The 21,464-nt window shown below is 73.5% G+C and carries 22 protein-coding genes; 13 read left to right on the forward strand and 9 right to left on the reverse strand.

Going from position 1 to position 21,464, the window contains the following annotated elements; all coding sequences use genetic code 11:
* The first annotated feature begins 91 nt into the window (after positions 1-91).
* From ACZ6AA_RS10430 to ACZ6AA_RS10445, 4 genes are all read left to right on the forward strand, one after another.
* Entirely contained in the window at positions 92-706 is a 615-nt protein-coding gene (locus ACZ6AA_RS10430) for a DUF5134 domain-containing protein (RefSeq protein WP_468483217.1), read from the forward strand.
* 239 nt (positions 707-945) lie between these two features.
* Positions 946-1,878: a M56 family metallopeptidase gene (locus tag ACZ6AA_RS10435; protein ID WP_468483218.1), complete on the forward strand. Its 933-nt coding sequence runs from the start codon at positions 946-948 to the stop codon at positions 1,876-1,878.
* A gap of 33 nt (positions 1,879-1,911) precedes the next feature.
* Positions 1,912-2,604, forward strand: a complete 693-nt coding sequence (locus ACZ6AA_RS10440; RefSeq protein ID WP_471457353.1) for a phosphatase PAP2 family protein — start codon at positions 1,912-1,914, stop codon at positions 2,602-2,604.
* Positions 2,605-2,688: 84 nt separating this feature from the next.
* A complete protein-coding gene (locus ACZ6AA_RS10445) occupies positions 2,689-3,399 on the forward strand; it encodes an HAD family hydrolase (RefSeq protein ID WP_468458447.1) in 711 nt (236 codons plus the stop codon).
* A gap of 126 nt (positions 3,400-3,525) precedes the next feature.
* On the opposite strand, the gene ACZ6AA_RS10450 is transcribed toward ACZ6AA_RS10445, so the two are convergent.
* On the reverse strand, positions 3,526-3,771 hold the full coding sequence (locus ACZ6AA_RS10450) for a DUF2630 family protein (RefSeq protein WP_468458449.1): 246 nt from the start codon (positions 3,769-3,771) through the stop codon (positions 3,526-3,528).
* 221 nt (positions 3,772-3,992) lie between these two features.
* Here ACZ6AA_RS10450 and ACZ6AA_RS10455 point away from each other — a divergent pair, with 221 nt between their 5' ends.
* Together ACZ6AA_RS10455 and ACZ6AA_RS10460 are read left to right on the forward strand one after the other, a co-directional pair.
* Positions 3,993-4,616: a TetR/AcrR family transcriptional regulator gene (locus ACZ6AA_RS10455; protein ID WP_468458451.1), complete on the forward strand. Its 624-nt coding sequence runs from the start codon at positions 3,993-3,995 to the stop codon at positions 4,614-4,616.
* Between the two features lie 149 nt (positions 4,617-4,765).
* Positions 4,766-5,326: a histone deacetylase gene (locus ACZ6AA_RS10460; RefSeq protein WP_471457865.1), complete on the forward strand. Its 561-nt coding sequence runs from the start codon at positions 4,766-4,768 to the stop codon at positions 5,324-5,326.
* A gap of 65 nt (positions 5,327-5,391) precedes the next feature.
* On the opposite strand, the gene ACZ6AA_RS10465 is transcribed toward ACZ6AA_RS10460, so the two are convergent.
* From ACZ6AA_RS10465 to ACZ6AA_RS10475, 3 genes are all read right to left on the reverse strand, one after another.
* Positions 5,392-6,360, reverse strand: a complete 969-nt coding sequence (locus tag ACZ6AA_RS10465; protein WP_471457355.1) for a threo-3-hydroxy-L-aspartate ammonia-lyase — start codon at positions 6,358-6,360, stop codon at positions 5,392-5,394.
* Between the two features lie 19 nt (positions 6,361-6,379).
* A complete protein-coding gene (locus ACZ6AA_RS10470) occupies positions 6,380-7,123 on the reverse strand; it encodes a helix-turn-helix transcriptional regulator (RefSeq protein WP_471457357.1) in 744 nt (247 codons plus the stop codon).
* A 225-nt stretch (positions 7,124-7,348) separates the two neighbouring features.
* A complete protein-coding gene (locus tag ACZ6AA_RS10475) occupies positions 7,349-8,008 on the reverse strand; it encodes a hypothetical protein (protein WP_471457359.1) in 660 nt (219 codons plus the stop codon).
* Positions 8,009-8,290: 282 nt separating this feature from the next.
* Between ACZ6AA_RS10475 and ACZ6AA_RS10480 the strand changes: the two genes are divergently transcribed.
* Together ACZ6AA_RS10480 and ACZ6AA_RS10485 are read left to right on the forward strand one after the other, a co-directional pair.
* Positions 8,291-8,992, forward strand: a complete 702-nt coding sequence (locus tag ACZ6AA_RS10480; protein ID WP_468458458.1) for a FadR/GntR family transcriptional regulator — start codon at positions 8,291-8,293, stop codon at positions 8,990-8,992.
* Positions 8,993-9,117: 125 nt separating this feature from the next.
* Positions 9,118-10,392, forward strand: coding sequence for a CynX/NimT family MFS transporter (locus tag ACZ6AA_RS10485; protein WP_471457361.1), 1,275 nt, complete (start codon positions 9,118-9,120; stop codon positions 10,390-10,392).
* Between the two features lie 13 nt (positions 10,393-10,405).
* Here the strand turns inward: ACZ6AA_RS10485 and ACZ6AA_RS10490 are convergent, their stop codons facing one another.
* Complete coding sequence (locus ACZ6AA_RS10490) at positions 10,406-11,551, reverse strand: alkene reductase (protein WP_471457363.1); 1,146 nt, start codon at positions 11,549-11,551, stop codon at positions 10,406-10,408.
* Positions 11,552-11,610: 59 nt separating this feature from the next.
* On the opposite strand from ACZ6AA_RS10490, the gene ACZ6AA_RS10495 reads away from it, so the two are divergent.
* Positions 11,611-11,976 (forward strand): MerR family transcriptional regulator, encoded by a 366-nt coding sequence (locus ACZ6AA_RS10495; protein WP_468458464.1) that lies wholly within the window; start codon positions 11,611-11,613, stop codon positions 11,974-11,976.
* 89 nt (positions 11,977-12,065) lie between these two features.
* Here ACZ6AA_RS10495 and prcB read toward each other — a convergent pair whose 3' ends face one another.
* Positions 12,066-12,911 (reverse strand): proteasome subunit beta, encoded by an 846-nt coding sequence (prcB, locus tag ACZ6AA_RS10500; protein ID WP_471457365.1) that lies wholly within the window; start codon positions 12,909-12,911, stop codon positions 12,066-12,068.
* A 226-nt stretch (positions 12,912-13,137) separates the two neighbouring features.
* On the opposite strand from prcB, the gene ACZ6AA_RS10505 reads away from it, so the two are divergent.
* The 3 genes from ACZ6AA_RS10505 to ACZ6AA_RS10515 all read left to right on the forward strand — a co-directional run bounded on the left by ACZ6AA_RS10505 (position 13,138) and on the right by ACZ6AA_RS10515 (position 16,686).
* Positions 13,138-14,634: an esterase gene (locus tag ACZ6AA_RS10505; RefSeq protein WP_471457367.1), complete on the forward strand. Its 1,497-nt coding sequence runs from the start codon at positions 13,138-13,140 to the stop codon at positions 14,632-14,634.
* Positions 14,635-14,983: 349 nt separating this feature from the next.
* On the forward strand, positions 14,984-15,838 hold the full coding sequence (locus ACZ6AA_RS10510; RefSeq protein ID WP_468458470.1) for a glycoside hydrolase family 16 protein: 855 nt from the start codon (positions 14,984-14,986) through the stop codon (positions 15,836-15,838).
* A 176-nt stretch (positions 15,839-16,014) separates the two neighbouring features.
* Positions 16,015-16,686, forward strand: coding sequence for an AIM24 family protein (locus ACZ6AA_RS10515; RefSeq protein WP_468458472.1), 672 nt, complete (start codon positions 16,015-16,017; stop codon positions 16,684-16,686).
* Between the two features lie 30 nt (positions 16,687-16,716).
* Here the strand turns inward: ACZ6AA_RS10515 and ACZ6AA_RS10520 are convergent, their stop codons facing one another.
* The 3 genes from ACZ6AA_RS10520 to ACZ6AA_RS10530 form a co-directional block, all read right to left on the reverse strand.
* Positions 16,717-17,967 carry an MFS transporter gene (locus ACZ6AA_RS10520; protein WP_471457369.1) on the reverse strand — a complete coding sequence of 417 codons (1,251 nt, stop codon included), beginning with the start codon at positions 17,965-17,967 and terminating at the stop codon, positions 16,717-16,719.
* A 136-nt stretch (positions 17,968-18,103) separates the two neighbouring features.
* On the reverse strand, positions 18,104-20,086 hold the full coding sequence (locus tag ACZ6AA_RS10525; protein WP_471457371.1) for a sigma-70 family RNA polymerase sigma factor: 1,983 nt from the start codon (positions 20,084-20,086) through the stop codon (positions 18,104-18,106).
* A 49-nt stretch (positions 20,087-20,135) separates the two neighbouring features.
* Complete coding sequence (locus tag ACZ6AA_RS10530) at positions 20,136-20,459, reverse strand: YciI family protein (RefSeq protein WP_468458477.1); 324 nt, start codon at positions 20,457-20,459, stop codon at positions 20,136-20,138.
* A 141-nt stretch (positions 20,460-20,600) separates the two neighbouring features.
* Here ACZ6AA_RS10530 and ACZ6AA_RS10535 point away from each other — a divergent pair, with 141 nt between their 5' ends.
* Entirely contained in the window at positions 20,601-21,281 is a 681-nt protein-coding gene (locus tag ACZ6AA_RS10535; RefSeq protein WP_468458479.1) for a DUF998 domain-containing protein, read from the forward strand.
* Positions 21,282-21,464 lie beyond the last annotated feature (183 nt).

Genomic DNA, 21,464 nt, shown 5'->3' on the forward strand with positions numbered 1-21,464 from the left:
CTCCTGCCGTACCTCCATGCGCTCCCGTACGCCGCCCCGGAGCCGGGCATCGACCCGACGACGGCGTGACGTCGATCGAGGAGGTGCTCAGGTGCACGGACCGGGGTCGGCGAGCTGGCTGCTCGTGACGCTCTGCGCGGGGAGCGGCGCCTACTGCCTGCTGCGGCTGCGCAGCCGCGTCGAGGAACAGCGGCGCACGGCGGGCGCCGAGGCGCTGATGGGGTTCGGCATGGCGGTGATGGCCCTGCCCGCCACGGTGGTGCAGCCGCCGCGCGGCGTGTGGCTCGGGTACGCGGCGGTGTTCGCCGCCGCCGGGCTGTGGATGGCGTGGCCCGCTCGGCGCGCACCGCGGCATCTGCACCATGTCGTGGGCGCGCTGGCCATGGTGTACATGTCGGCGGCGATGGTGGCGGTGCCCGGCGGCCACGCGGGTCACGGCGGCGCGGGCGTGCCGGTGGTGACGGGCGCCCTGCTCCTGTACTTCGCGGGCCACGTCCTGCTCTCGGGCGCGCGCCTCGCGCCGGTGGGGGCGGTGGTCGCCGGGGGCGAGGGGGTCGGGGGCGGGCCCGGGGGCCGGACGGCGTGCCGCGCCGCCGACCCGTGTCCGGACGGCGCGGTGGGCTGGGCCGACCGGCCGGAGCTGGTGCTGGTGTGCCGCCTCGCGATGAGCATGGGGATGCTGGCGATGCTGGTGCTGATGTCGTGAGGGGGTGCTTGGGGGGCCGGGCGGCCAAGCGGGGCTGGCGAGCGGGGCAGGGCGGGCACGGCCTCACGGCACACGTCCCGGCACTCGTCCCGGGCGATCGCCGCACCGACGGCGCGCCCGCCGGTCCGCGCTTCGCCGCGGGGGCCCGTGCGCCCGGGACGCCTGGTTCCGTCGTGGCGTACGTCACTTGCGGTGGCTGCCCATACCCCCGCGCGGCGCGGCCCTCATAGGGTTGACCCATGATGGTCCCCGTCGCGCTGTTGCTCCTGGGCGCGCTGACCGCCGTCGTCGCCCCCAGACTGCTCGCGAGGGCCGACTGGGTGGAGCGCGAACCGGTGGTCGCGCTGTGGGCTTGGCAGTGCGTGGTGGCGGGTGTCCTGCTGTGCTGTGCGCTGTCGATGACGTTCAGTGCGGCGTCCGCCTGGCAGGCGGTGCGCGGGCAGCTGTTCGCGCCCGCGCCGCGGGACGTCGTGGAGGCGTACGCGCTCGGACCGACCCCGTGGGCGGCCGCGACGGCGGTGGCGCTCGCGTGCGGCGGCGTGTGGACCGCCGCGATGCTCACCCGGGAGATCGCCCGGGCCCGCACCCGGCGCGTCAGGCGACGGGCCGAACTCGTCGTGCGGGCACCGCTGTTGCCCGGCGAGGAGCCCGGCGCCGACCGGCTCGTGGTGCTCGAGGGCGAGCGGCCCGACGCCTGGTGGCTGCCCGGCGCAGCCCCCCAACTGGTCATCACCACCGCCGCGTTGCGCCGCCTGAAGGGCCGTCAGCTCGATGCGGTGCTCGCCCACGAGCAGGGCCACGCGCAGGCCAGGCACGACTGGCTGCTGCACTGCTCGGGCGCGCTCGCCGCGGGGTTCCCGCAGGTCCCGGTGTTCGCCGCGTTCCGCGACGAGATGCACCGGCTCGTGGAACTGGCCGCCGACGACGTGGCCTCGCGCCGCTTCGGACGGCTCACCATCGCCCTCGCCCTGGTCGAACTCAACGAGGAGCGGGGCGTGTTCGGGCCCTGCCCGACCCCGCAGGCGCATGTCCCGCAGCGCGTGCACCGGCTGCTCTCGGCCCGCCCCCGGCTCACGGCGGGACGTCGGCTGCGGCTGACGGCGGCCGCGGCGCTCGTCCCGGTCGTGCCCCTGCTCGTGGCCTTCGTCCCGGCGCTCCGCGCCCTCGGTTAGGTGCCGCCGCCCTCCATCGGCCAGGATCGACGCATGCCTTCCGCACCGCCCGGAGCGACCCGGAGCGCCACCCGCGCCCCGCGCGCCGCCCTGTACCTCGCCGCCCCGTCCCTGCTCCTCCTCGTCCTCGTGGCGGCCGAGTGGCACCCGCTGCTCGGCGTCGACGACGACATCGCGCGGACCACCCATCGCTGGGCGGTCGGGCATTCGGGACTGACGCAGACCGCGCGGGTCCTGACGGACTGGGTGTGGGACCCGTGGACGATGCGCGCGCTGGTCACCGTCGTCGTGCTGTGGCTGGTGGCGCGGCGCGCGTGGTGGCTCGCGGGCTGGCTCGCGGCCACTTCCCTGGTGGGCACGCTGGTGCAGCAGGGGCTGAAGGCGGCGGTGGGGCGGGAGCGGCCCGAGTGGCCGGACCCGGTGGACTCCGCGCGCTACGCGGCGTTCCCCTCGGGGCACGCGATGACCGCGACCGTGGTGTGCCTCCTGATGTTGTGGCTGCTGCGGCTGTACGGCGCCGGGGCCCTGGTGCGGCGCGCGGGGCTCGCCGTCGCCGTGGTGTCCGTGGTGGGCGTGGGGTTCACACGGGTGTGGCTCGGAGTCCACTGGGCGTCGGACGTCGTCGCGGGCACGCTGCTCGGGGCGCTGACGGTGGCGGTGGCCGTGACGGCCTACGAGCGTTTCGTGCCCGAGGATCGGCGCCCGGACCGCGCCGGAAGCCGCTGACGCCCGCGCCGTGAACCGCTGACCGCGCCCCGCCGCGCGGGGCGTCCTTGACCCTCTCTCGCCCGGTCCCGGAGGATCGCTCCTATGGCGATCAAGGGCGTGCTCTTCGACTTCTCCGGGACGCTGTTCCGCATCGAGTCCACGGCTTCCTGGCTGCGCGGCACGCTGGCCGCGAGCAGGCTGGCGCTCCCGGAGGACGAGGTGGCGCGGCTCGCGGCGGCGCTCGACCGCGCGGGCGCGCTGCCGGGCGGCTCGCCGACGGTCGACGTACCGGAGGGCCTCGCGGACCTGTGGTCCCGGCGCGACGAGAGCGCGGAGCTGCACCGGGCGGCGTACACGGGTCTCGCCCGCACGGTGGAGCTGCCCGATCCCGCCCTGTACGACGCGCTGTACGAGCGGCACCGGACGCCGGAGGCGTGGCGTCCCTACGACGACTCGCTGGAGGTCCTGCGCGGGCTCGGGGCGCTGGGCGTGCGCGTGGGCGTCGTCAGCAACATCGGGTGGGACCTGCGGCCCGTCTTCCGGGCGCACGGCCTGGACCCGTACGTCGACGTGTACGTCCTGTCGTACGAGCACGCCGTGCAGAAGCCGGACGCGCGGCTCTTCGCGCAGGCCTGCGCCGGGCTCGGGGTGGCCCCGCAGGACACGCTCATGGTGGGCGACGACCGGCGCGCGGACGGGGGTGCGGCCGCGTTGGGCTGTGGGGTGCACTTCGTGGAGCATCTGCCGGTGGCTCGGCGGCCGGACGGGCTGCGGCCCGTGCTGGGGCTCGTCGAGGGGGCGGGCGCGCGCTGAGGCAGGGCGTCGGCCACCCGGCGTCAGGCGTCCACCGCCCGCGTCAGGCGTCCACCGCCCTGCTCAGGAGCCCGCCGCCCGCGCCCGGGAGTCCGCCGCCCGGCTGAGGCGTGCGCCGCCACGTCCTCAGGACTGATAGCCCTCGACCTGCGCCACCGGCCGTACCCGCACCGAGTCGGGGTCGCCGCCGAACTCTTCCTTGGCCCGCCGCCTGCGCAGCAGGTCCCAGCACTGGTCGAGTTCCCGTTCCAGGACTCCCAGGCGGGCCCGCTCCGTCGTCTCGTCGATCGCTCCGGACGCGAGCGATTCCCGCAGGGTCTTCTCGGCGTCGACCATCTCGGTGATCCGCGCCAGAATCTGCTGTTGGTCCATGTCCAAGCGCCTCCTCGGCCCCCGGCCCACTGTAAGGAGGCGGAGCCGGATCCGCGAGAAGAGCGCGGGCGGGCGCGCGACGGCCCGGGTCCCCGGCTGCCCAAGGGCAGGCAACACTCCCCCGCGGTGTTGCCTGCCCCGGACCGCACCGGCCCATGACGGCCAGGGCCGGGTCGTCCTGAGTATATTGGCTGTGAGCCAGTCAACGCAGGAGTTACAGGATGTCCCCGCGTAGCCCATCGGTCAATGAAGAGTTGCGGCGACGTTCCCGCGAGCGGCTTCTGCAGGCGACGGTGGAGCTGGTCGGCGAGCGCGGGTACGAGGCGACGACCCTGGCCGACATAGCCGACCGGGCCGGTTCGGCACGCGGCCTGGTGTCGTACTACTTCCCGGGGAAGCGGCAGCTCCTGCAGTCGGCCGTGCACCGCCTGATGCATCTGACGCTGCAGGCCGGGCTCGAGCGGGAGCCGCGCACGGAAGACGGGGACGAGCTGCTCGCGCGCGCCATCGACGCGATCCTCGGCCTCGCCCGCGACCAGCCGATGCTGATGCGCACCCACATGGCGGGCATCCTCCAGGCCGAGGGATTCGTGCAGTGCCCCGAGCAGCAACGTCTCGCCTTCCTGCTGCGTGAGGCGGTGTCCCGGCACGGGTCGCCGGAGGCCGAGACGGACTACCGAATGCTGCGCGCGCTGCTGATGGGCGCGGTGTTCGCGCTGCTCATCCCGGGTGCGCCGATGCCGTTCGACGTGCTGCGGGCCGAGCTGTTCCAGCGGTACGACCTGGACTGGGCGTGCGGCGTCCCGCCGGGCGAGGAGCCGCCCGAGGGGTCGTTGAGGACGTGAGTCGCGTACGGGCGATCCGGGCCGGGACGAGGGAGCCGGAGCGGGACGGCGGTGGGCCGGCTAAGGCCGACGGCGGGGAGCGGGCGACGGGCGTGCCGGAGCTGGTCTGGTATGCGGCCTACGGCTCCAACACGCGGCGGGAGCGCCTCATGCACTACATCGAGGGCGGCCGCGCCCCCGGCGCCGCCCTGGCCTCGCCCGGCTGCCGTGACCCGCGGCCGCCGCGGGCGTCGGTGCCCGTGGAGCTGCGGGGCGTCGTGTACTTCGCGACCGAGTCCGCGCTCTGGTCGGGCGGCCGGGCGTTCTACGACCCGGACGCGCCGGGGCGGGTGTACGCGCGCGCCCATCTGGTGACGGCGGAGCAGTTCCGCGACATCGCGGCGCAGGAGATGTACCGCGCGCCGGGAACCGGCCCCGACCTGGCACCGGCGCTGCGGCACGGCCGGGCCCGGCTCGGCGAGGGGCGCTACGAGACGCTGGTGTGCCCGGGGACGCTGGACAGCCTGCCGGTCCTCACGTTCACCGCGCCGTGGGCCCTGGGGGACGTGCCCCTCAACGCCCCCTCCGAGAGCTACCTCCGGCACCTGGCCGCGGGGCTCCTGGAGGCGGACGCGTGGGACGGGGCCGCCGTGGCCGCGTATCTCGCGGCGTGCCCGGGGGCGGCGGGGCGGTGGACGACCGAGGGGGTCGCGGAGCTGCTGCACGACTGACCGCCTGCGCGCCTGGGTACCTGCGCGACCGGCCGACCGGCCGCACCCGCCTGGGCCCGGTGCGCTCAGGTGCCGCAGATCTCCGCGAAGCGCCGGGCGTCGACGTTGCCGCCGGAGAGGATGATGCCGACGCGGGGCGGTACGCGGTCGACGCGGCCGCTGAGGGCGGCGGCGAGGGCCGTGGCGCCGCTCGGCTCGACGACGGTCTTCAGGCGTTCGAAGGCGAACCGCATGGCGTCACGGATGTCGTCGTCGGAGACGAGGGCGATGTCGTCGACGAGCCGCCGGTTGATGGAGAACGTCAACTCGCCCGGGATCTCGGCGGCTTGGCCGTCGGCGATGGTGCGCGGCACGGGGATCGTGACCCGGTGCCCGGCCGCGAGCGAGCGCTTGGTGTCGTCGCCCGCCTCCGGCTCGACGCCGACCACGCGGACGCTGCCGCTCAGACCCTTCACGGCGGTGGCGCTGCCCGCGATCAGCCCCCCGCCGCCGACCGGAACGAGCAGCAGGTCCAACTCGCCGACCTCCTCCATGAGTTCGAGGGCGGCGGTGCCCTGTCCCGCGATGATGTGCTGGTGCTCGTACGGCGGGATCAGGGCGAGGCCCCGCTCGGCGGCCAGGGCCGCGCCGATGGCCTCCCGGTCGCCGGTGTAGCGGTCGTACGTGACGATCTCCGCGCCGTAGCCCTCGGCGGCCGCGCGCTTGGAACCCGGGGTGTCCTCGGGCATGACGATCACGGCGCTGCTGCCCAGTTCGCGGGCGGCGAGGGCGACGGCCTGGGCGTGGTTGCCGGAGGAGAACGACGCGATGCCCTTGGCCAGTTGCTCCGGCGACAGACGGGACACGGCGTTGTAGGCGCCGCGGAACTTGAAGGCGCCGACGCGCTGGTGGTTCTCGCACTTGAGGAACACCTCGGCGCCGACACGGGCGTCGAGGATGCGTGAGCGCAGGACGGGCGTGCGGTGCGCGACGCCCTTGAGCCGGGCTGCCGCGTCGCGGACGTCGTCGAGGGTGACCGGAGGTGTGCTGGTCATGCGGTTGCTCCCTGTCTCGTCATGCGGATGCCCCCTGTGCGGTGCCGGACCCGTCCTCCGGGGGCTCCTGGGCCCGGGCCTTGGCGAGATAGCTGTACGCGGACGCGCGGGAGATGCCGAGGCGCTCCGCCACCTGCGGCACCGCGCGCCGCACGGCGAAGACGCCGCGCTCGTCGAGCCCTCGGAACAGCTCGACGCGTTCGGCGCGGTCGAGCTCGCCCCAGGGGCGGCTTCGCTTGAGCTGGTAGTCGTCGACGACGGACCCCACGACGGCGTCGACGACTTCGGCGGAGTCCCCGAAGGTGGTCGTCGGCACGTCCGACGGGGCCGCCACACCGGCGAGTTCACCGATGAGCGAGCCCACTTGCTGAACGGCCGTGATGTCGAGGTTGACGCACAGCGCCCCGAACACCGCGTCGCCGCTGTCGCGCAGCAGCATCGTGGACGACTTGACCAGCTTGCCGCTCTGAGTGCGGGTCAGATAGTTCAGCTCGTCGCCCGCCTCGTCGCCGCGCGCGAGCATGCCCATCCCGATCTCGCTCATCGCGCCGCCGACGCTGCGCCCGGTCACGGACCCGGCGATCGACACGACGGACTCCTCCGGCCGCCGGTAGTCGTGGACGACCACCTCGCACAGCGAGCCGAAGGTGGCGGCGATCCCGTCGGCGACCGGGACGAGCGCGGCGAGGATCGCGTCCCGCTCGGCGTTCCGGTCGCGGTCGCGGGCGGCATCGGCGGCTGTCGGGCTGTCCGCGGCGCTCATGTCGGTCCTCGTGCTCCCAGTCGTTGCTGCGGTTCCCCTACTGCGGGCCAGTCACCGCGACCCGGCCGCTACGACCCGGCCACGACGACGTCTGGACACAATGTACACGCCTTGGACGAACAATCCAGATGCCGTGACGCCGAGGGCCCCCGGCCCTCCGCACGCGGGAACGATCCGCGCGCGGAGGGCCGGGGGCCCGAATCCGTGGGGGGGGAGGTGACGGCGTCAGCGCACGGTGACCGTGAACACCGGGGACAGCGTGGCGCCGCTCTTCATGCGCAGCTCGTTCTTGCCCTTCAGGCCGAGCTTCACGCGCAGCGTGTACGTGCCGGACTTGTTGACGGTGGTGGACGCGGGCAGCGTCTTCCACGTGCCGCGCTGCTTCTGCTGGAGGCCCACCTTGGTGCCGGCCTTGATGCCGGTCGCCTTGCCGCTGACGCGCAGCTCCTGCCAGGCCTTGACGGAGGTAGCGGACGGCTTCGCGGTCAGCGCGGCCTTCACCTTGGCGGTGGGGCTGTTCTTCTGGGTGCCGAGGCTCTTGCCGGTCTTGACGTCCCAGATCGCGTACGGCGTGCCGCCACCCTGCGTCTTGCTGTACAGCTTCTTGCCGTCGGCGCTGAGGTGCAGGTAGATGCCGTCCTCGACGGTCTGACCGGGCTTCAGGGCCTTGCCGTTGTAGTACGGCTTGCCGCCCTTGACCTGGAGGGTGACACCGGCGCCGATGTCGATCTTGACCGGCTTGGGGGCGGCGGTCGGCGCGGCGGCGTGCTGCGGGGCCGGGGCGCTCGCAAGCGCGGCGGCGGCCGGGGCGAGGAGCGCCGCACCGGCGGCGATGGCGACGGTGGCGGTACGAAGGGTGCTGCGGCGGTGGGTGGTGTGACGCATGGTGGCGATGTTCCCCTCACGGTACGTATATCCCTATATGCCCTCTGCCTTCCGGCGAGTGCTCAATCAACCTATTGGCCCGGCATTACGGATTTCCCGAGATCATCCCGAGATCATGTAACGGACCCCCATAGATCACTTCACAGGGTTCGACGGACCCGGTTGGTTGACACTCTTAAACATGGGATGTTCCCATGTCTGGGAAGTCGGAGGGCGCCGCATGGCCCCCTCCGCGTACCGATCCGCGATCCCGTCCGCGCCACCCGAGAGGGCACCCCACCGATGCCGCTGCGCAGCACCGCACGGACCAACCTCGTCGACCTCGTCATCGCCCAGATGGAGAGCCTGATCTCGGACGGCGAGTGGCCGGTCGGCACGAAGATCCCGGCCGAACCGCTGCTCGTGGAGCAGCTCGCCGTCGGCCGCAACACCGTGCGCGAGGCGGTCCGCGCCCTGGTGCACACCGGCATGCTGGAGCCGCGCCAGGGCGACGGCACGTACGTGCGGGCCAGCAGCGACTTCGGGGCGGCCGTGCAGCGGCGGGTACGCAAGGCGAGCGTCCTGGAGGCGTACGAGGTGCGCGCCTCGCTGGAGCGCGACGCGGCCCGGTACGCGGCCGAGCGCCGCACGCCGGAGGACCTGGCCGCCCTGCGCGCCGCCCTCGACGAGCGCGGCCGGGCCTGGGAGAGCGGCGACACGGACGCCTTCGTCGACGCCGACATGACCTTCCACCGCACCGTCGCCGCCGCGGCCCACAACACCGTCCTCGCCGAGCTGTACGGACACCTCAGCGACGCCATGCGCACCACGGTCAAGGCCGTGATCGGCGCGGCCGTCCCCGACTCCGTACGGCACCAGATCGACGCCCACAGCGCGATCGTCGACGCCATCGAGGCGCGGGACCCGGCGGCCGCCGAGGCCGTGGTGCTCGCCCATCTCGCCGAGGGCATGGCGGCGTTGCGGGAGCAGCCCCCGGCCGACTGAGCCCACCGCGGCGCCCTGCCGATCCTGCCCCCGGCCCCAACGGCCCCGCCCCTCCGGGCTCGACCCGCCCCGCCGGGTCCGGCCCCCACACGTACCACCGCAGCACGACCCCCAGGAGAAACCTCATGTGCAGCCAAGGGCCCGCCACCACGGACACCGTGGCGCGGGCGGACGCCGGTCCCACGGTGGCCGACCCGCCGACGGTCGCCCCGCCCGGCGTCACCGGGCGGGGCGCCCTCTGGCTCGGCCTGGGTGTCGTCCTGCTCGCCCTCAATCTGCGCCCCGCCCTGGTCGCGGTCTCCCCGCTCGCCGACACCATCCGCGACGAGAGCGGCATGTCGGCGGCGGCCACCAGCCTGCTCACGGCGCTGCCGCTGCTGTGCTTCGGGCTGCTCGCACCCGTCGCCCCGCGCCTGGGCCGTCGTTTCGGCACCGAGCGGACGCTGCTCGCCACGATGGTGCTGATCTGCGCGGGCACGGCGTTGCGCATGCTGGACGCGGTGGTCGCGCTGTTCGCGGGCACCGTCGTCATCGGCGCGGGCATCGCCGTCGCCAACGTGCTGCTTCCCGGCCTGATCAAGCGGGACTTCCCCGGGCGGGCCGGGCTGATGACGGGTCTCTACTCGATGTCGCTGTTCGGCGGCGCCGCGCTCGCGGCGGGCGTCACGCTGCCGGTGCAGGAGGCGTCCGGCATGAACTGGCGGACGACGCTTGCCTGTTGGGGCGCGCTCGCGGTGGTGGCACTCGTGGTGTGGCTGCCGCAGTTGCGGGCGCGGGCGCGGGACGGCGCGGCGGCGGCCCGGGAGGCGGCACGTCCGGTCCGCGGCCTGTGGCGCTCGCCGCTGGCCTGGCAGGTCACCGGGTACATGGGTCTGCAGTCCCTCAACTACTACGCCGCGGCGGCCTGGCTGCCGACGCTCCTGAAGGACGCCGGGATGAGCGCGGGCGACGCGGGCTGGATGCTGTCCTTCTCGTCGCTGCTCGGCATCGCGGGCTCGTTCGTGGCTCCCGTGATCGTCGGCAGGCGGGTGCGGTCCGGCACGCTCGCCGTCCTCGGCGCGGTGCTGTGCGCGATCGCGTACGCCGGGCTGCTCACCGCCCCGGTCGGCGCCGCCTATCTCTGGATGAGCCTGCTCGGGCTCGGCCAGGGCGCGGCCATCAGCCTCGCGCTGCTGTTCATCGTGCAGCGCGCGCCGGACGCCCGGCACGTGGCGCCGCTGTCCAGCATGGCCCAGTGCTTCGGCTACATCCTCGCCGCCACCGGACCGGCCGTCCTCGGCGCCGTCCACGACGCGTCCCACGACTGGACGCTGCCGGTCGTCCTCCTGCTGGTCCTGCTCGTGCCGCAGGTCGCGGTCGGCCTGGGGGCCGCCCGCAACCGGCAGGTGACGGGGCGGTAGGGCACGGCCGGGGTCAACGCGTCGCGACCGGGCCGTCGGCGGCCGCTTCCAGGGCCGGATAGTCGGTGTACCCCTTCTCCCCGCCCACGTACATGAGGCCGTGGTCCCGCACCGGATTGACGGGGGCGCCCGTGCGCAGCCGGTCGACGAGGTCGGGGTTGGCCAGGAAGGGGCGGCCGAGGGAGATCAGGTCGGCGCCCGCGGCGAGCAGGCGCTCGGCCTCGTACCGGCCCCCGTCGGTGGGAATCCGATCGCGCGGCAGCATCGGGTTGGCGATGAGCGTTCCGGTCCAGCGCTTGCGGATGTCCTGGAAGACGGGGCTGTCCGGGTCGGCGTACACGACGTGCAGATAGGCGAGCGGGACGTCCGCGAGCGCGTCCAGGAGCGCCGGGTAGAGGTCCTCGGTGTCGCCCTCGTCCATGCCGTTGACCTTGATGCCGGGCGAGACGCGCAGGCCCACGCGCTCCGCGCCGATCTCGGCGACGACGGCGCGGACCACCTCCACGACGAACCTGATGCGCCCCGCCACGGAACCGCCGTACTCATCGGTGCGCCGGTTGGTGCCCTGCCCCAGGAACTGGTGCAGGAGATAGCCGTTGGCGCCGTGCACCTCCACCCCGGCGAAGCCCGCGTCGACGGCACGGCGGGCCGCGGCGGCGAAGTCGGCGACGGTGGCGCGGATCTCGGCCACCGTCATCTCGCGCGGGACGACGGCCTGTTGGTGGCCGTCGGCCGTGAAGATGGTGTCGGGCAGCGGTATCGGCGACGGCGCGAGCGGGGTCAGGCCGCCGCTGTTGTCCGGGTGCCCGACCCGGCCGCCGTGCTGCACCTGGAGGAACATCCGGCCGCCCGCCGCGCGCACCGCGTCGGTGACGCCCCGCCAGCCGGTGACGTGGGAGTCGGTGTGGATCGCGGTGATGTTCGGGTAGGTCCGGCCCACCGCGTTGGGCGTGGCGGCCTCGGCGATGATCAGGCCCGCGGTGGCGCGCTGTGCGTAGTACGTCTCCATGAGCGGGGTCGGTGTGCCGTCGGCCGCGGCGCGGTTGCGGGTCATCGGGGCCATCACGAGGCGGTTGGGGAGGTCGAGGGTGCCGAGGCGGGTGGGGTCGAAGAGGCCGCGCGGGGCGAAGGGGCGGGAGTTCGCTGCTGTGTTCGTCATGCCGGTACCGTAGAACCTGTCATAGATGTCAGATTCAAGCCCGGAAGGCCCGGTGGGACATGCGGATCGGCGAACTGGCCCGGCGCACCGGCGTGAGTGAACGCTCCTTGCGCTACTACGAGAAGCAGGGGCTGCTGACCGCCGAGCGCACCCCGGGCGGCCATCGGGACTACGCCGAGGGCGCGGTCGACCGGGTCATCCGCATCCAGGAGCTGTTCGCGGCGGGCCTGTGCAGCTCGAAGATCGTCCGGCTGCTTCCGTGCATGCGGGACGCGGACGGCGGACCCTCCGCGATCGCGACCCCGCACCTGGTCGCCGAACTGGGCGCCGAGCGGGACCGCATCAACCGCATGATCAGCGACCTGATCCGGTCCCGTGAGGTCCTGGAGGACGTCATCGACGCGGCGTCCGTGGGCAACTCCTAGGGCCTCGCCCACCCGTCGGACAGGCTCCAGGACCTCGCCCACCCATCGGGCACGCTCCAGGGCCTCGCCGACCCGGCCCCGGACAGGCCCTAGAGCACCGCGGCCCGCGGCCCGTCCGGCAGTTCCAGGCGCCCGGCCACCACCGACCGGGCGACCTCCGCGACCTCGTCCTGCGGCAGTTGCCGGTAGCCGTCCTCGGTGACCAGGGCGACGCGCGGGAACAGACGGCGCGTCAGGTCGGGGCCGCCCGTCGCCGAGTCGTCGTCCGCGGCGTCGTACAGCGCCTGGACGGCGGCGAGGACGACGTCCTGCTCGGACATGCCCTCGTGGTAGAGCTTCTTCAACGAGCCGCGGGCGTACACCGATCCCGACCCGGTGGCCGCGACGCCCCGCTCCTCGCTGCGGCCGCCGGTGACGTCGTACGAGAAGATCCGCCCGACGCCCTTGGCCAGGTCGTACCCGGCGAACAGCGGGACCACGGCGAGGCCCTGCATCGCCAGGGCGAGGTTGCCGCGGACCATGGTGGTGAGGCGGGCGGCCTTGCCGAGCAGGGACAGGGCCGTGCCCTCGATCTTCTCGTGGTGTTCCAGCTCCAGTTGGAAGAGCTTGACCAGTTCCACGGCGAGCCCCGCGGTCCCGGCGATCGCTATCGCGGAGTGACCGTCCGCCGGGAAGACCTTGTCGTACTCGCGGTGGGCGATGACGTTGCCCATCGTGACCCGCCGGTCGCCCGCCACCAGCACGCCGTCCGCGTACGTGGCCGCGACGATCGTGGTGCCGTGCGGGGCGTCGAAGCCGTCGTGCGCGGCGGGCAGGGCGCGCCGCGCGGGCAGCAGGTCCGGCGCCTGCTCTGCAAGAAAGTCCAGGAAGGACGAGGTCTCGGTGGCCATGAAGGCGGTCGGGAGGCCTCCCGACCCTCGCGGATCAGTGGTCATGCACGCCCCTCCCGAGCAGCCCGACGCATCCTGAGGCGGACCCTACCCCCGCCCCTCACGTCATGAACCCTCGGCGGCGGTTGCGGGCGGCGGCCCGGTGAACCCGCGGCGACTTCCCGTACAACCCTTCCGTACCGCTCGCGGTCGAACAGGGCGCCGGACGAGGAACGGGCCCTTTCCGGACACCCCCGCGCCGCCCGGCCACCTTCCCGCACAGGAGTCGCTCGTGCGCAAGAACCGTTCGGCCGCCGTCGCCGCGGCCTCATTCCTTCTGCTGTCGGGCGCGGCCGTCGCCGCCGCCCCCGCCGCCGTCGCGGGCACCCCCGGAGGGACGCACGCGAACGACCGCAACAGTGACTTCGACGGCGACGGATACGAGGACGTCCTGGTCGGCGCGCCCGGCGCGACGGTCAGCGGCAAGAAGGGCGCGGGTCTCGTCACCGTGCAGTACGGCTCCTCCAGAGGCATCGGCACCAGTGACGTGGCGCGGTTCAGCCAGTCCACGGCCGGTGTCGCGGGCGCCGCCGAGACGGCCGACGGCTTCGGCACGGCCGTCGCCACCGGCGACCTCGACGCCGACGGCTACGACGACGCGGTCGTCGGCATCCCCGGCGAAGACATCGGCGACCAGGCGGACGCCGGTGGCGTCGCGATCCTCTGGGGTTCCAAGCAGGGCCTGAAGGGGGCGGCGAGCGACTGGCTGCAGACCCAGGAGCCCACCAAGGGCGAGAAGTTCGGGTCCGCGGTGACCGCCGCGCGCCTCACCGGCGACACCCCGGGCGACGTCCTCTCCGTGCTCGACCGCGACGACCTCGAACTCTTCGTGTACGACGCCGTGCCGCAGGCCCGCGACGCGGCGCCGCTGAAGCGCCTCGCGACCGAGCACCTGGCCTCGGGGCGCACGGCCGCGCGCGCCGAGGAGCGCCACATCCTGCCCAAGTCCCTGACCACCGGCGACTACGACGACGACGGCTACGCCGACCTCGTGGTGTCCGGCGTGACCGTCGGCGACGAGGAGCCCGGGCACGGCTGGTCCGCCTACTTCAAGGGCGGCGCCGACGCCCTCACCCACCAGGGCGACCTGCGCGGCGGCCCGGCCGCCGCGTCCGGGGACATCAACGGCGACGGCTTCGACGACCTGGTCACGGGCGAGCCCCACTCCCCCGACGACGGTGGCGACACGATGACCGGCGGCCTGGTCGGCGTGCGCTACGGCTCCGCCGAGGGGATCTCGCAGGACGTGAAGTGGTGGACCCAGGACGCCGCGGGCGTGCCCGGCACCGCCGAGCGCGGGGACGGCTGGGGCGCCGACCTGTCCGTCGCCGACACGAACAAGGACGGCTACGCGGACGTGGCGATCGGCGCACCCGGCGAGGACGTCGGCACGGTCGCGGACGCGGGCGCGGTGTGGGTGCTGCGCGGCACGGCCACCGGGCTGACCGGGACCGGCGCCAAGTCGTGGGACCAGAACTCCGCCGACATCCCCGGCGCCGCCGAGAAGGGCGACAAGTGGGGCGCCCAGGTGCGCCTCACCGACCCCAACCGCGACGGCCGCTTCGGGCTGCTCGCGTCGGCTCCGGGCGAGAACACCGGGGACGGCGTGGTGTGGGTGCTGTCGGCGGGCGCGGGCGGGGTCACGGCCGCCGGGTCGTGGACGTACGGGGCCGGATCGCTCGGCGCGCCCGCGCAGGACGCGGCGTTCGGGGCGGCCGTCGACGAGTGACCGACCGCGGGCCCGGTGCGGGAGCGGGGGCGCGCGGAGGGCATGTCCGGCGCGGGAGCGGGGACATGCGAAGGGCGTGTCCGGCACGGCCGGGGCAGCGGTCGTGACGGACACGACGAAGGGGTCGACAGCGCCGGGCGCCGTCGGCCCCTTCGGCAGTTGGTCCGCACCAACGCCTTGACGGCCCCCGCGCACCTGCCTTAAATCAAGCAGTGAAGAAACCGTCGCGGAGGATCGCGTACCGCGTTCAACTCTCGACGTGATCTTGTCATGCACACGACTGCGATACGCACCACCGCCATGCCCCCCACGGCATGCGTGCCCGCTCCCCCCCACTCGAAGCGATGTGATGACCGTGTCCCTCTCCTGGCGCCGCCGCGCGGCGCTCTGCGCACTCTCCCTGGTCTGCTGCGCCACCGCCGCGACCGCCGCCCCCGGCGCCGCCGCCGCGCCCGAACGCGCCAAGGCCCTCGCCTTCTCCGACGACTTCAACGGCCCCGCCGGGTCCGGCGTGGACGGCGGCAAGTGGCAGGTCGAGACCGGCGACAACGTCAACAACCACGAGCGCCAGTACTACACCTCGGGCAACAAGAACGCGAAGCTCGACGGCCAGGGCAACCTGGTCATCACCGCCCGCAAGGAGAACCCCGAGAACTACCAGTGCTGGTACGGCCGTTGCGAGTACACCTCGTCCCGGCTCAACACCGCCGGCAAGTTCACGTCGACGTACGGCCGGGTCGAATCGCGCCTGAAGGTGCCGCGCGGCCAGGGCATGTGGCCCGCGTTCTGGATGCTGGGCGCCGACATCGGCACCGTGGGCTGGCCGAACTGCGGCGAGATCGACGTGATGGAGAACGTCGGCAAGGAGCCGAACACCGTCCACGGCACGCTGCACGGCCCCGGCTACTCCGGTTCGGGCGGCATCGGCGCCGCGTACTCCCTGCCGAACGGCGAGGCCTTCGCGGACAAGTTCCACACCTTCGCCGTGGACTGGTCGCCGAACAAGGTGACCTGGTCGGTCGACGGGCACGTCTACCAGACCCGCACCCCGGCCGACCTCGGCGGCAGGCAGTGGGCGTTCAACAAGCCCTTCTTCCTGATCCTCAACCTGGCCGTGGGCGGCTACTGGCCCGGCGACCCGGACGGCAGCACGACCTTCCCGCAGACGCTGACCGTCGACTACGTCCGCGTGACGACCGGCTGACCTGGGACGGGCGCCCGCCTCGCACGGGCGCACCGCCCGCAGCGGGCGCCCCGCCTTAAGTCGAAGCGCCCCTGGCCGAAAGTCGCGGCCAGGGGTGCGCGGGCGCGACCCCGGTCCGGTGGACATGCACCCCCGAAGGCTTGGCGGGGCACCCCCGCGCGGGGCACGATGCCCGCATGAAGAGCGACCTTTTCTCCAAGGACCACGTGGCGCAGCCCGCGACGGCGCCCGGCATGAGCCTGCACAACTCGAAGTCCATCCGGTATGCCGTGAGCGGCGAGATGATGGCGCGCCAGGGCGCGATGGTCGCCTACCGCGGCAGCCTGCAGTTCGAGCGCAAGGGCCAGGGCGTCGGCGGGATGCTGAAGCGCGCGGTCACCGGTGAGGGGCTGCCGCTGATGGCCGTGAAGGGGCAGGGCGAGGCGTGGTTCGCGCACGAGGCGCAGAGCTGCTTCGTCGTCGACATCGAGCAGGGCGACTCGCTCACCGTCAACGGCCGCAACATCCTGTGCTTCGACGCGTCCCTGTCGTACGAGATCAAGACCGTGAAGGGCTCGGGGATCTCCGGCGGCGGGCTCTTCAACAGCGTGTTCACGGGGCACGGGCAGTTGGGCCTGATGTGCGAGGGCGAGCCGCTGGTGATCCCCGTGTCGCCGCAGGCGCCGGTGTTCGTGGACACCGACGCCGTCGTCGGCTGGACCACGAGCCTGCACACGTCGCTGCACCGCTCGCAGTCGATCGGCTCGATGATCCGCGGCGGCTCCGGCGAGGCGGTGCAGCTGAAGCTTGAGGGCGAGGGCATGGTGATCGTCCGCCCGAGCGAGGCGACGCCGCACAAGCCGCAGTAGTACGGCGGCCGCCCCGCGCCCGTCGGCCGCTCAGCAGCAGACGGGCGCCGTCGCCTCCGTCGGCGCGGCGGGCGCCGCCTCGACCTGGCCCGCTCGCGACAGCCGCGTACGCAGCATCGGCAGCGCGCACAGCGTCAGCAGGAGCGCGGCCGCGCCCGCGACGAGCGCCACCGAGACCCCGGCGGTGGCGCCGAAGCGGTCGTAGACGACACCGGTGACGGCCGCGCCGATCGCCACGCCGCTCTGCAGGCCCGCGATCATCCAGGTCATCGCCTCGGTGAGCTGGTGCTCCGGCGTCACGCGCTCCACGATGCCCATGACGACCACCATGGTCGGCGCGAAGAACACCCCGGCGAGGAACACCACCAGGCACATCCCCACCACCCCGTCGACGAGCAGGAACGGCAGCGTGGTGAGGGCGGTCCCGGCGACCCCGATGAGCAGCAGCCGCGACAGCGGGACGTTCCACTCGCGGGCCCCGAAGAGCAGTCCCGACAGGCCCGAGCCGATCGCGTAGACGGTGAAGACGAGGCCACCGAGCGACTTGTTGCCCTGCTCCTCGGCGAACGCCAGACCCATGGTGTCGACCATGCCGGGAATCGCCCCGCCGCAGAGCAGCACGAGCGCGAGCAGCAGCACCGGCGCCGAGCGGATCACGGAGGTGTCGCCGCCGCTCGCGACGCGCGCCTTGACGGGCGGTTCGGTGCGCTTCTGCGGTACGAACAGGGCGACGCCCACGACCAGGAGAACGCCCGCGAACAGGGGTGCGGCCTGCGGGAACAGCGCCGTCGACAGGACCACGGCGAGCGCCGGGCTGATGACGTACGTCAGCTCGTCGACCACCGACTCCATGGAGTACGCGGTGGTGAGCTGCGGGGTGCCCCGGTAGATCTCCGTCCAGCGGGCGCGGACCATCGCGCTCATGCTCGGCATCAGCCCGGACAGCAGCGCGAAGAGGAACAGGGTCCAGCGCGGCGCGTCGGCGGTGGCGCAGAGCAGCAGCGCCGCGAGGCCGAGCACGCTGACGCCGGTGGCGAGCGGCAGCACGCGGCTCTGCCCGCGCCGGTCCACGGCCTTGGACACCTGCGGGCCGAGGAAGGCCATGGAGAAGGTGAAGGTGCCCGCGACGAGCCCGGCGAGGGCGTACTCGCCGGTCGTCTCGGACAGCATCGTCAGGATGCCCATGTGGGTCAGGGGCAGCGGCAGCCGGGCTATCAGACCGGCGGAACTGAACGCCTTCGTGCCGGGGGCGGTGAAGATCTCGCGGTACGCGTTTGCCATTGCTCGTCCTGTCGTGGAATCGGCCCTGGACCCGTGCGGGCATGCGCGGTCAACCGGCGCGCGTACTCACACGGACAACTACCGGGACTATCGTTCCATTTTCTATCACGCCCTATGCGCCGAGGGCGCCGCTCGGCTAGGGCTTGAGCCGGCTGAGGGTGTAGCCGTGGGCGGTCGGGTCCAGGGGCTTGGTGGTCTGTTTGAAGAGGTACTCCGCCCGTTCGTACGAGAGTCTGCGGCGGCCGGTCTCCGGGCACAGGTCGGCCGCGGCGGGCATCCGGGCGGGGGCGGGACGGCGGTCGGCGAGGAACAGCGGGCCGCGGGTGCGGCCGGACAGCAGGGCGGGGAGCAGCCGGGCGGTGCCGGAGCGCCAGGAGACCCAGGTGCTGCCGGTGTGGGCGCGGCGGTCGTCCAGGTCCAGGTCTTCGACGTTCAGGGACAGGACCGTGGTCACCCCGGCCGCCGACTCGTGCAGGAGCCACCACAAGGTCCGTTCGCGCAGGGGCAGTTCGGTGCGGTGGAGGAGGGCGTCGAGTTGGGTCCGTGACAGGGGGCGCGTGGCCTGCCCGGGTTCGTGGCGCCGTTCCAGGTCGGCGGTGAGATCGTCCAGACCGGCCCAGGCGCAGAACGAGCGGACGGCCGAGCGGTGGCGGTTCCACGTCGTGGCCGCGGCCTCCGTCCAGGTCGCCGCGAACACGTGCGCCACCTGCTGGGCGGTCAGGGAGTGCAGGGGCTGCCGCTCGCCCAGGCCGCGGCACAGGCGGCGCAGCGTCTGGGCGTACGAGCGGAGGGAGGAGGGCGTGAGGTCGTCGCGGTCGAGGAAGTCCTTGGCGGCTCGCCCGAGCGTGGGGCCGGGAGCGTCGGCGACGGTGATCTCGTCCGCCCTGCGGAGCAGGAAGGCGCGCTCGGCGACGTTCTGGGTCAGCTGGGCGGCCCGTTCGAACTCGCGGCGGGCTTCCGCGGAGCGTCCCAGCCGGAGCAGGAGGTCGCCGCGGACGCCGGGGAGCCGGTGGTAGTCCCGCAGGGCGGGGTCCGACGCCAAGGAGTCGACCAGATCGAGGCCTTGCTGGGGACCGTGCGCGTGCGCGAGGGCCACGGCCCGGTTGAGCTGTACGACCGGTGTCGGCAGCAGGCGCGCGAGGGCCTCGTACAGAGCCGCGATCTGGGCCCAGTCGGTGTCCTCGGCGGATGCCGCCTGCGCGTGGCTCACGGCGATCGCCGCCTGGAGTACGTACGGCCCGGGGACGGCTCCGATCTCCCGGGCGCGCAGCATCGCGGTGAAGCCGCGCCGGATGAGCAGGAGGTCCCAGCGGCCCCGGTGCTGCTCGTGCAGGGGGACGGGCTCCCCCGACGGCCCGGTGCGCGCGGCGGAACGGGACTGCTGGATCTCCATGAGGGCGACCAGGCCGTGCACCTCGGCTTCCTGCGGGGCGAGTTCGGCCAGGAGCCGGCCCAGGCGCAGGGCCTCCAGGGTGAGGCCGGGGCGCATCAGGTCGTCGCCGGATGTCGCCGCGTACCCCTCGTTGAAGATCAGGTAGATGACTTCGAGCACCGATGCCAGGCGCTCCGCCAGTTCGGCGCCCGGGGGCAGCTCGAACGGCACCTGCGCGTCGGCCAGGGTGCGCTTGGCCGCGGCAATGCGCTGGGCGATGGCCTGCTCGCTCGTCAGGAACGCCCGCGCGATCTCCCCGGCGGTCAGGCCGCCGAGCAGGCGCAGGGTGAGGGCCAGGCGCTCCTGGGTGGGCAGGAGCGGGTGGCAGGAGATGAACATCAGCCGCAGGACGTCGTCCTGCTCGGGCTCGGGCTCGGGGCCGGGTCCGGGCTGCTGGTCCAGGTCGCGGCCGAGATCGTGGGCGAGCTGTTCCTGCTTGCGCTCCAGCCGCTGGGAGCGCCGGATGTGGTCGACGGCCCGGCGCTTGGCGATCGCGAGGAGCCAGGCACCGGGGTTGTCGGGGACGCCCGACGCGGGCCACTGTTCGAGCGCGGCGACCACCGCGTCCTGGGCCAGCTCCTCGGCGAGTGCGACGTCCCGCACCATCCGGGTCAGCGTGGCGATGATCTTGGCCGACTCCAGCTTGAAGACCGCGTCGACCGTGCGATGCGTATCGGTCACGGGCATGACGGCGCCGCCTCCGTCGGTCGACGACAGAGGCGGCGCCATCGGCCGGTCACTGGCTGAACACCTGCCGGATCTCGCTCTCGCCGTCACCGACGATCTTGCGGAACCGGCGGGCGAGCTCGACCGCCTCCTCCTGGGAGCGGGCCTCGATCAGCGCGAAGCCCACCACGGCCTCCTTGGCCTCGGCGAACGGCCCGTCCGTCACCGTGATCTCACCGTCGACCGAGGTCAACCGCAGGCCGCCGGGCTCGAGGCCCCCCGTGGCCAGCAGAGCCCCGGAAGCGGTCAACTCCTCGATGAACTGACCCATTTCCGCGAAGAGGCTCTCGTCGGGGGTCCTCGAAGAAGCCTTGGTCGTCATCAGGTAGCGCATGGTCGTTCCCTTCCACTTCGGGCTGCTGTTACGCCTCCACGTCGAGCAAGCCTATGTGACAGGGAATCGTCGCGTTCCCTGTCACATCGCCCGATCGACGTCTGGGCAGAACCAGCCGACGAACCACGAAGGGCCCTCGCCATGACGACCACGCCGCTCACCGCCCGCACCGCCGCCACGAGCACCTCCTCCACCGCCTCCGGCCCCGCCCGTGCGCTGCTCGCCGCCGGAGCCGCCGCCACTCCGCTGTGGACCGTGGCGGCGGTGACCCAGGCCCTCACCCGGGACAGTTTCGACCTGACCCGGCACCCGTTCAGCATGCTCGCCAACGGCTCGCTCGGCTGGATCCAGATCACCAACTTCCTGCTCGTCGGGTCCCTGTTCATCGCCGGGGCGGCCGGACTCCGGCGCGCCCTGCACGGCTCGACCGGCGGCACCTGGGTACCCCGACTGGTGCGGGTCGTCGGCATCGGGATGCTCGCCGCGGGCATCTTCGTCGCCGACCCGGGGGACGGGTTCCCCGCGGGCACCCCGTCCGGCAGGCCGGAGAGCATGAGCTGGCACGGCGCGCTGCACATGGTCGCCGGGTCGGTGACGTTCTTCGCCCTGATCGCGGCCTGCCTCATCCTGGGCCGCCACTTCAGCCGCGCCGCCGACCGCCGCTCGGCCCTCGCCTGCCGCGCCGCCGCGGTGGCGGTCGTCCTCGGCAACGGGTGGGCGATGAGCGGCGGCCCGGCCGGTTCTCTGACCCTGGCGGTCGGTGTCATCGCCGGAATGACCTGCGTCTCCTCGGTCGCCGCCCGCTACCGCAAGGGCCTGTGACCCCGGGCGGAGCCGTCGGGTCGGGAGCCGCGTGCGCCGATCCCCGTCACTCCGGTCGAACTGATCCCCTTCACTCCGGTCGAGTGGAGGGGATCAGCGCTGTTCGCGTCGCCGGGCCGCCGTACGAGCACGGCGGCACCTCGGACTCCTCGGCGCTCAGGGCCCCATGCTTACCCCAGGCCC

It is taken from the genome of Streptomyces sp. NPDC040610 (assembly GCF_055594065.1).

Bases quoted from the DNA above. Each gene is read 5' to 3' on its own strand.
- ACZ6AA_RS10435 (WP_468483218.1), top strand. From the start codon at position 946: ATGATGGTCCCCGTCGCGCTGTTGCTCCTGGGCGCGCTGACCGCCGTC.
- ACZ6AA_RS10440 (WP_471457353.1), top strand. From the start codon at position 1,912: ATGCCTTCCGCACCGCCCGGAGCGACCCGGAGCGCCACCCGCGCCCCG.
- ACZ6AA_RS10445 (WP_468458447.1), top strand. From the start codon at position 2,689: ATGGCGATCAAGGGCGTGCTCTTCGACTTCTCCGGGACGCTGTTCCGC.
- ACZ6AA_RS10450 (WP_468458449.1), bottom strand. From the start codon at position 3,771: ATGGACCAACAGCAGATTCTGGCGCGGATCACCGAGATGGTCGACGCC.
- ACZ6AA_RS10455 (WP_468458451.1), top strand. From the start codon at position 3,993: ATGTCCCCGCGTAGCCCATCGGTCAATGAAGAGTTGCGGCGACGTTCC.
- ACZ6AA_RS10460 (WP_471457865.1), top strand. From the start codon at position 4,766: ATGCACTACATCGAGGGCGGCCGCGCCCCCGGCGCCGCCCTGGCCTCG.
- ACZ6AA_RS10465 (WP_471457355.1), bottom strand. From the start codon at position 6,360: ATGACCAGCACACCTCCGGTCACCCTCGACGACGTCCGCGACGCGGCA.
- ACZ6AA_RS10470 (WP_471457357.1), bottom strand. From the start codon at position 7,123: ATGAGCGCCGCGGACAGCCCGACAGCCGCCGATGCCGCCCGCGACCGC.
- ACZ6AA_RS10475 (WP_471457359.1), bottom strand. From the start codon at position 8,008: ATGCGTCACACCACCCACCGCCGCAGCACCCTTCGTACCGCCACCGTC.
- ACZ6AA_RS10480 (WP_468458458.1), top strand. From the start codon at position 8,291: ATGCCGCTGCGCAGCACCGCACGGACCAACCTCGTCGACCTCGTCATC.
- ACZ6AA_RS10485 (WP_471457361.1), top strand. From the start codon at position 9,118: ATGTGCAGCCAAGGGCCCGCCACCACGGACACCGTGGCGCGGGCGGAC.
- ACZ6AA_RS10490 (WP_471457363.1), bottom strand. From the start codon at position 11,551: ATGACGAACACAGCAGCGAACTCCCGCCCCTTCGCCCCGCGCGGCCTC.
- ACZ6AA_RS10495 (WP_468458464.1), top strand. From the start codon at position 11,611: ATGCGGATCGGCGAACTGGCCCGGCGCACCGGCGTGAGTGAACGCTCC.
- prcB (WP_471457365.1), bottom strand. From the start codon at position 12,911: ATGACCACTGATCCGCGAGGGTCGGGAGGCCTCCCGACCGCCTTCATG.
- ACZ6AA_RS10510 (WP_468458470.1), top strand. From the start codon at position 14,984: ATGACCGTGTCCCTCTCCTGGCGCCGCCGCGCGGCGCTCTGCGCACTC.
- ACZ6AA_RS10515 (WP_468458472.1), top strand. From the start codon at position 16,015: ATGAAGAGCGACCTTTTCTCCAAGGACCACGTGGCGCAGCCCGCGACG.
- ACZ6AA_RS10520 (WP_471457369.1), bottom strand. From the start codon at position 17,967: ATGGCAAACGCGTACCGCGAGATCTTCACCGCCCCCGGCACGAAGGCG.
- ACZ6AA_RS10525 (WP_471457371.1), bottom strand. From the start codon at position 20,086: ATGCCCGTGACCGATACGCATCGCACGGTCGACGCGGTCTTCAAGCTG.
- ACZ6AA_RS10530 (WP_468458477.1), bottom strand. From the start codon at position 20,459: ATGCGCTACCTGATGACGACCAAGGCTTCTTCGAGGACCCCCGACGAG.
- ACZ6AA_RS10535 (WP_468458479.1), top strand. From the start codon at position 20,601: ATGACGACCACGCCGCTCACCGCCCGCACCGCCGCCACGAGCACCTCC.